The 7,647-nt window shown below is 67.8% G+C and carries 5 protein-coding genes; 3 read left to right on the top strand and 2 right to left on the bottom strand.

Translation table 11 applies throughout. The features are described from left to right. Positions 1–163 precede the first annotated feature (163 nt). Positions 164–499 carry a helix-turn-helix domain-containing protein gene (locus tag ABGB08_RS22130; protein WP_347593171.1) on the top strand — a complete coding sequence of 112 codons (336 nt, stop codon included), beginning with the start codon at positions 164–166 and terminating at the stop codon, positions 497–499. Here the strand turns inward: ABGB08_RS22130 and ABGB08_RS22135 are convergent. Continuing rightward, positions 408–1,259: an IS110 family transposase gene (locus tag ABGB08_RS22135; RefSeq protein WP_347593190.1), complete on the bottom strand. Its 852-nt coding sequence runs from the start codon at positions 1,257–1,259 to the stop codon at positions 408–410. The two genes, ABGB08_RS22130 and ABGB08_RS22135, sit on opposite strands and share 92 nt — an antisense overlap. Positions 1,260–1,691: 432 nt before the next feature. Between ABGB08_RS22135 and ABGB08_RS22140 the strand changes: the two genes are divergently transcribed. Beyond that, positions 1,692–2,753 (top strand): RNA-guided endonuclease TnpB family protein, encoded by a 1,062-nt coding sequence (locus tag ABGB08_RS22140; protein WP_347593173.1) that lies wholly within the window; start codon positions 1,692–1,694, stop codon positions 2,751–2,753. Between the two features lie 63 nt (positions 2,754–2,816). Here the strand turns inward: ABGB08_RS22140 and ABGB08_RS22145 are convergent, their stop codons facing one another. Then, positions 2,817–3,461: a polysaccharide deacetylase family protein gene (locus tag ABGB08_RS22145; protein WP_347593175.1), complete on the bottom strand. Its 645-nt coding sequence runs from the start codon at positions 3,459–3,461 to the stop codon at positions 2,817–2,819. A 494-nt stretch (positions 3,462–3,955) separates the two neighbouring features. Here ABGB08_RS22145 and ABGB08_RS22150 point away from each other — a divergent pair, with 494 nt between their 5' ends. Beyond that, complete coding sequence (locus ABGB08_RS22150) at positions 3,956–7,507, top strand: BTAD domain-containing putative transcriptional regulator (protein WP_347593177.1); 3,552 nt, start codon at positions 3,956–3,958, stop codon at positions 7,505–7,507. The last annotated feature ends 140 nt before the right edge of the window (positions 7,508–7,647 follow it).

The following is a 7,647-nucleotide window of genomic DNA, read 5'->3' on the forward strand; positions in this document are numbered from 1 at the left end:
ATCGCGTCATCGAAGACATTCCGCGGCGTTTCGCCGATATGTGGTCACTAAGACGAGATGACCGTGGGAGCGCGGAGACGTCGTGCCCGCCGCCTCGGTATTCGGCTGCCCTACTCATCGAGCATGCGCTAATGTGTTCGAGTCATTACGGTGTGTGATTGATATGCGGAAGGAGGCTCGGGTGAGGCTGCGCTACAACTATCGGCTTTACCCCGATGCCTCCCAGCGTCAGGCACTGGCGCGGTTGTTCGGGTGTGTCCGGGTGGTGTGGAATGACGCGTTGGCGATGCGCAAGGCCGCGCGTAAGGCCGGGCTGCCGTGGATCGGTGGCGGGGATCTGCAGAAGATTTGTATCACTGTCGCGAAGCGGACGCCGGAGCGGGAGTGGCTGATGCTCCTATGTCCCGTCAAGCGGTTGGAGCAAGATCTTTTCGTGTGGTGGGCTGGGTTTTCGGGTGGGTCAGTATCCGGTAGAGCTGGCGTGCGATGTATCGCTTGAGGCAGCGGATGATCTCTCGTTTGGAGAGGCCTTCCTTGGTGCGTCGTTCGACGTAGGCGCGGGTGTTCGGGTCGTGGCTCATACGGACGAGTGTGATGGTGTACAGGGCGCGGTTGGCTTGCCGGTCGCCGCCGCGGCCCAGGCGGTGGCGAGTGGTGCGGCCGCTGGAGGCCGGGACGGGCGAGACGCCGCACAGGGACGCGAAGGCCGCTTCGCTGGTCAGCCGGTCGGGGTTGTCGCCGCAGACGGCTAGGAGCTGCGCGGCGGTCTCCACGCCGACGCCGCGAACGGCGAGCAGGTCGGGCCGGACCCGCGCGAGGATGGGCTGGAGCTGGCCGTCGAGGGTGTCGATCTCGGTGGTGAGGGTCCGCCGGCGGCGTGCGAGGTGCACGAGCGCGGCCCGGACGCCGTGGGCGGGGTCGGCCAGGTCGGCCAGGTCCCCGCTCACCTCCAGGGCGGCGCAGGTGTCTGCGAGTTTGGCGCCTTTGAGCCCGGCGAGGTCCTCGCGCAGCACGACGGGCGCGGTGATGAGCATGGACTGCAGCTCGTTGATGGCGGCGGTGCGGGCCTTGACCGCCCCCGCCCTCGCCGAGTGCAGGGCCCGGATCGACTCGACTATCCCATCGCCGGCCTTGGGGATCGCGGTGGCCCGGCCGGCCAGGACGGCATCGGCGGCGGCGTAGGCGTCCAGCGGGTCGGACTTGCCCTTGGCGCGGCGCTGCCCGCGGTCGGCCGAAGCCCCGCATCCATTGGAGCAGATCCGCGTAGCCCTGGCCGGTGGCGGGGAACTCCGCGTCGGCCAGCCGCCGCCCGTTCATCAAGGTCACCGCGGCATGGTGGGTGTCCTTGTGGGTGTCGATCCCGCCGACCACCCGCCGCTTGTTCGACTGCTTGGCCATGTACAACCTTCGGCGCCTGGGGGGAAGATGAGGGAGGTGGTGCGTGCCGGACGGCCGGACGGGCAGACCAGTGATGAGACACAGTCTTGGCACAGGCTCCTATCAGGCCACGTTCCAGCCGAACCCGGCACGCACCATCGGAGACACTCCGGGCGAGGCGACAGATCAGCCAAAGGACACCCGAAGGCACGGGGTCAGGGTGAGTTTGGGTCAACCTCGAGGGAACACCTCCTGTCACAGCTATCCCACCCGAACCACCGGGTGCTGCTGCTCCCTCAAGTCTCACTGGTGAGGTGTCCTCGGTCCCGCTCCAGCAGTCGCTTCGTGACCTGGACGTGGCGTACCAGAATTTCTTCGACTCGGTCAGTCGGAAACGCCGGGGCCCGCGGATGGGGTTGCCGGTGTTCAAGTCGCGCCGGGACCGGCGCCAATCCGCCCGATTCACCCGAAGTGCTTTCCGCCTGCCCGGTGACGGGACGCTGTATTTGGCCAAGATCGGGAAGGTTGAGGTGCGCTGGTCGCGGGAGTTGCCCGCGGCCCCGTCGTCGGTGACGGTCATTCAGGATGCGGCGGGCCGCTGTTTCGCCTCGTTTGTGATCGAGGTCGAGGATGCCGGGCAGGTGCTGGCCGAGGCGGAGGCCGAGGTCGGGATTGATCTGGGTTTGACTCATTATGCGGTGCTGTCGGATGGCACGAAGATCGCCAATCCGCGGTGGCTGCGCCGCCGGGCCAGGCGGCTGGCCCGGCTGCAGCGGGCACTGTCCCGGAAGGAAAAGGGGAGCAAGAACCGGGAGAAGGCGCGGATCGCTCTGGCCCGCCAGCACGCCAAGGTGAATGATGCGCGCCGGGATTTCCTGCACCAGACCAGTACGGCGATCATCCGTGAGAACCAAACGGTTGTGATCGAGGATCTGGCGGTGCGTGGGTTGGTCCGTGGCCGGTTGGCGAAATCAGTCAGCGATGCGGCCTGGGGTGCGTTCCGTACTTTGCTGGGTGGGAAGGCGGCCCGCTATGGGCGGACAGTCATCACGGTCGGCCGCTGGTTTCCCTCCTCCCAGTTGTGCCCGTGCTGCGGTCATCGGATCGGGCAAGTACCTCTGCAGGTGCGGGAGTGGGCTTGTCCCTCCTGTGGGGAGCACCACGACCGCGACCTTGCGGCCGCGTTGAACATTCTGGCCGAGGGCATTCGCCTGCGCGCGCAGGCGGAGGTGGCCTCTGCCGGGGGAGGGCAGGATGAGGAGATGGTGGCCGCCGGGCTGGCGGACACTCGAAACGACTGTGGAGGGCGGGTAAGACCAGGCGAGGCAATTCCGACCCTGGCACCGCCCGCAACCTACGACGCTCACGCGGCGTAGCAGAAGCAGTAAGAACTCCACGGCGACGTGGGGGAGTCCCTGGCGTTCACGCCGGGGAGGATGTCAATTCTTCTTGGGCCATACCTCGCCAGGGGCAAGCTTGCGGTTGCCGAGCAGGGTTGAGATGGTGACGAACTTGTAGCCGCGCTTCTTGAGGGTCTTCAGGACGGCAGGCATCGCCTTGACGGTCTCGGGGACGATGTCGTGTAGAAGGATCACACCGTTGCGCTTGGCCAGTTTGAGGGTGCGGGCGGTGATGATCTTCTGGTTTCTGGCCTGCCAGTCGAGGGTGGAGCCGGTCCACATGATCTGCGGCAGGCCGAGTTCGGCCATCCGCGCGCCGACTCGGGCGTTGGTGGCTCCGGACGGCGGGCGCATCATGGTCGGCCACAGGCCGATGGTCTCGTGGATCACTTCCTGGGTGCTGGTGATCTCAGCGACGATCTCCTCGTCCGAGAGCGTGGTCAGGCTGGGGTGATCCCACGTGTGGTTCCCGACCTCGTGCCCTTCCTTGACCATGCGCTGCATCATCTCGGGCCGGTTGGCGACCTTCCGGCCGAGCACAAAAAATGTCGCCTTGGCTTGATACTTCTTGAGGGTGTCCAGCAGCTCGGGGGTGTACGGCCAAGGGCCGTCGTCAAACGTCAGCGCGATGCACTTGTATCGCTCGCAGTACGGCTTGGCCGCCTGGGCGGTCGCCGGCGGCATGAGCAGACTCGCAACACATAAGGTGCAGATCGCGGCAATCGCAACCCGGGAAAATCGTGCAATCTTCGCATTTCGGACGCGGCTGGTCCACCTGCCCCGAGCGCTGCTCATAATCCTTGCGACCCTCGTGATCCTTGCAACCCTCATGAACCCAGCAACTCGGGCAACATCGGCAACTCTGACATTTCTGGCGATCAACCGCATGGTGCCGCATCTTAACGTTCGTCACCGCATGCGGTTTAACACCCGTCACGGTTGGCGGTTTCACGTCAGTCACGGTTCGGGGCTTCACGTCAGTCACGGTTCGGGGTTGCGCCTTCGCCACGGCACGGGGTTTCGCCGTCGTCACGGGGGAGGGTTTCGTGTTCGTCACCGTATGCGGTCACATTGGCGATCTTTCAGGATTTCCTTGCGTCTAATGACGTGGTGCGATTGGATCCATACCGCTCTTGTTCGTGTCCGCGCGTCCCCACTGCTGATGGCTGGGAGAGACGGTGGAGTTTCGAGTACTGGGGCCCGTCGAGGTGTGGGACGGGGCGCGCAGCCTGCAGCTGGGGGGCCCGAAACCGCGCACGCTACTGGCCGCTCTCCTGCTGGAATCCGGGCGAGTCGTCTCGGTGGACCGGCTCATCGACATCCTGTGGCCGCTGTCGCCTCCAGGCAGCGCCCCCTCGCTCATCCAGACGTACGTTTCAGCGTTGCGCAAGGAGTTGCTCGCCGCCGGGCGAGGCGAGGTGATCGAGACGCGGGCGCCGGGTTACGTCGTCCGTACGCGGCCTGGAGAGCTGGATTCCGAGCAGTTTGAGGCACTCGTCGCGGAAGGTCGGCGCCGGGCGACTGCGGGGGATCTGGAGGGCGCCAGCGGCTCGTTCGTAGCAGCGCTCGGATTGTGGCGCGGAGAGGCTCTTGGGGGCCTTGGGGAAGCGTTGCGAGCCGAGGCCACCCGCCTGGAAGAGATGCGCCTTTCAGCCATCGAGGAGCGAATCACCACCGATCTGGCCAGGAACGCCGAATCCGAGATCGTGGCCGAACTCCGCTCGCTGGTCGGCGAACACCCCACCCGCGAACGGCTGCGCGGCCAGCTGATGATCGCCCTCTACCGCCTCGGCATGCAGGCCGAAGCCCTGACAATCTTCCAACGCGGCCGCGACCTCCTCGTCGAAGAACTCGGCATCGAACCCGGCCCAGAACTCCGCGCCATCCACGAGGCCGTCCTCCGCGCCGACGACACCACCCTCGGCTGGACCAGCCCCGACCAACGCCTCCGACTGCAGGACCCCCACCTCAGACTGCCCGACCCACGCCATGGATTCCAGGCCCCCGGGCCCGGCGGACCGGACTCCCGGCATGGAGCTCAAGACCCTCGATTGGGTGGGGCAGGCCCTAGGCGTGGGGGACAGGATCCTGGGTTCGGCGGGTCGGATTCCCCGCATGGGGCTCGGGACCTCAGGCATGGAGCTCAAGACCCTCGGTCGGGTGGGACGGAATCCCAGCAAGACCCTCGGTTCGGTGGGGCAGGGCCTAGGCGTGGGGGTCAGGATCCTGGGTTCGGTGGGTCGGAATCCCGGCATGGGGGTCAGGACGCCTGGGCTGGGAGCGCGGAGGATCGTCATTGGGGTCGAGATCGGTGGGGCGGGGGGCAGGAGGGGGTTGATTCTGCGCATCGGGCGCAGGAGGCGCAGTTTGGGGGGCAGGACGGTTCCTTCGCCGGGCGGGAGGCTCGGTTTGGGGGTTCGGATGGTCGGTATTCGGGGTCGGGGGAGGAACGGGGGCAGGGAGCAGAGGGAGTCCAGCGGGGTGGGCCTGTGCTGGCGCAGTTGCCGCCTGAGCCGCCGGACTTTACGGGGCGGCGGCATGAGGTGGAGATGCTGGCCGAGTTGCTGGTGCCGCGGGTGGGGAGTTTGTCGGTTCCGGTGGCGGTGGTTTCCGGGCAGGGCGGGAGCGGGAAGTCCGCGCTTGCCGGGCATGTCGGGCATCGGCTGGCGCGGGAGTTTCCCGATGGGCAGATCCATGTGGAATTGCGCGGGATGACGGATGCTCCGGCCGCGCCGGAGGAGGTGCTCGGGCGGCTGTTGCGTGAGCTCGGAGCCGACCCTGTCAACCTGCCGGCCGGACAGGAGGAGCGGGCCGCGCGTTACCGCTCGCTGCTGGCCGGGCGGCGGGTCCTGATCGTCCTGGACGACGCGGCGGACGAGCGGCAGGTCCGGCCGCTGCTGCCGGGCACTCCCGGTCCGGCCGTGCTGATCACTTCGCGCAACCGGCTGGCCGGGCTGGCGGGGGCGGCGTTCACCGAGCTTGCCGTACTCAGCCCGGATGAGGGTGTGGAGCTGCTCACCAGGATCGTCGGCCAGGACAGGGTCGGAAAGCAGGAGGAAGCCGCGCGGCGGATTGTCGCGCTCTGCGGGCATCTGCCGCTGGCGATCAGGATCGCGGGGGCCAAACTCACCTCCCGCCGGGCTTGGTCGCTGGACCTGATGGCCGACCGCCTCACCAGCGAACTGCGCCGCTTGGACGAGCTGGCCGTCGGCGACCAGGAGGTCCGGGCTGGAATCGAGCTCAGCTACCGCGCCCTGCCGGATCCGGCCCGGCGCGGTTTGCGCCTGCTCGGCTTGCTCGGGCTGCCGGGCTTCTGCGCGGCCACGGTGGGAGCGCTCCTCGGCCTTCCGCGAGATGAGGCGGAAGACCTCATCGAAGGCCTGGTGGACGCCCAGCTCGTCGAACACACCGGCACCGACGGCCTCGGCGACCTGCGCTACCGCATCCACGATCTGGTACGGATCTTCGCCCGCGAACGCGCCGAATCCGAGGATGAGCCGCAGGATCGGGTGGCGGCCGTGGAAGGTGTACTCGGCCGGTGGCTGTGGCTGATCCAGCAGATCACGCTGGCCGCGCCGTCCGGTTCGATCCACCTCCGGGAGGCGTACCCCCACGCCATCGAAGTCGAGCCGGCGCTCACCGAATCCGTGCTGGCCGACCCGCGTGCCTGGTTCGAGGCCGAGCAGGACAGCCTGGTCGTCGGCGTCGAGGTGGCCGCCGCGATGGACCTGGACGAGCTGGCCGGGGAACTCGCCTCCGCCCTGTGCGGGTCGGTCTTCGTGGTCCACAACCGCCTGCAGGCGTGGACCCGCACCCACGACGCCGCCCTCGCCGCCGCCCGCCGGGCCGGGAACAAACACGGCGAAGCCCGCCTGCTGGCCGAACTCGGCGAGCTCAAGTACGCCCAGGATCGTTTCGCCGAAGCCCGCGAATGCCTGATCCAGGCCCTGGCCATGTTCCGCGAGGTCGGCGACGCCCAAGGCGAGACCTCCGCGCTGGCCTCGCTCGGCGCGTCCTGCCGCGAACAGGCCAGATTCGCCGAAGCCATCGAACACCTCGACGCGGCCAGGACCACCGCCCGCGCGATGGGCGACGAGGCCGCGATCGGCCAGGTCACCCGGCTCCGCGGCTCGGTACGGCTGGAGCTCGGCGACTACGCCCTCGCCCAGGAGGACCTCGCCGAATCCCTGACCGCCTACCGGAACGCGGGCAGCCGCCGCGGCGAAGCGCTCACCCTGCGCAGCCTGTCCCTGGTCCACCGCGCGATGGGCGAACTCGCCCTGGCCGAAGACCTCGCCGCCCAATCCCTGGCCATCTTCCGCGAAGTCGGCGACGAACTCTTCGAAGCCTTCGGCGTCCAGGCCTGGGCCAAATCCCGCCTCCGCCAGGGCAAGTACGACGGCCTCCTCACCCAGCTGGAGAACGCCCTGGCCGTCTCCCGCCGCTCCGCCGACCGCTTCGGCGCCGCCCTCACCCTGCGCACCCTCGGCGAACTCCACCTGGCCGAAGCCCGCTACAACCACGCCGCCACCTGCTTCTCCGAATCCATCCACCTCTGGGACGAACTCGACCTCCCCCTCTTCCGCGCCCGCACCCTCCGCGACGTCTCCCACCTCCACACCCGCCTAGGCGACCCCACCACCGCCCACGCCACCCTGCAATCCGCCCTCCAAATCTTCAAACGGTACGGCTCCCGCGAATACACCGAACTCACCCAAGCCCCTGACTAACCCGACAGCAGCTTCCACGGACTAACGATTGCGGTGGTTCTCCCACCCGCCCACCCTTTGGTTTCCTTCGGGCTCCGCCCGTCCCCGTGATCCCCGTGGGTTCCCGTTGGTTCCGGCGGTTTTGATGCGGTGGTTCTTTC

Source organism: Acrocarpospora sp. B8E8 (assembly GCF_039871605.1).
Lineage (GTDB): Bacteria > Actinomycetota > Actinomycetes > Streptosporangiales > Streptosporangiaceae > Acrocarpospora > Acrocarpospora macrocephala.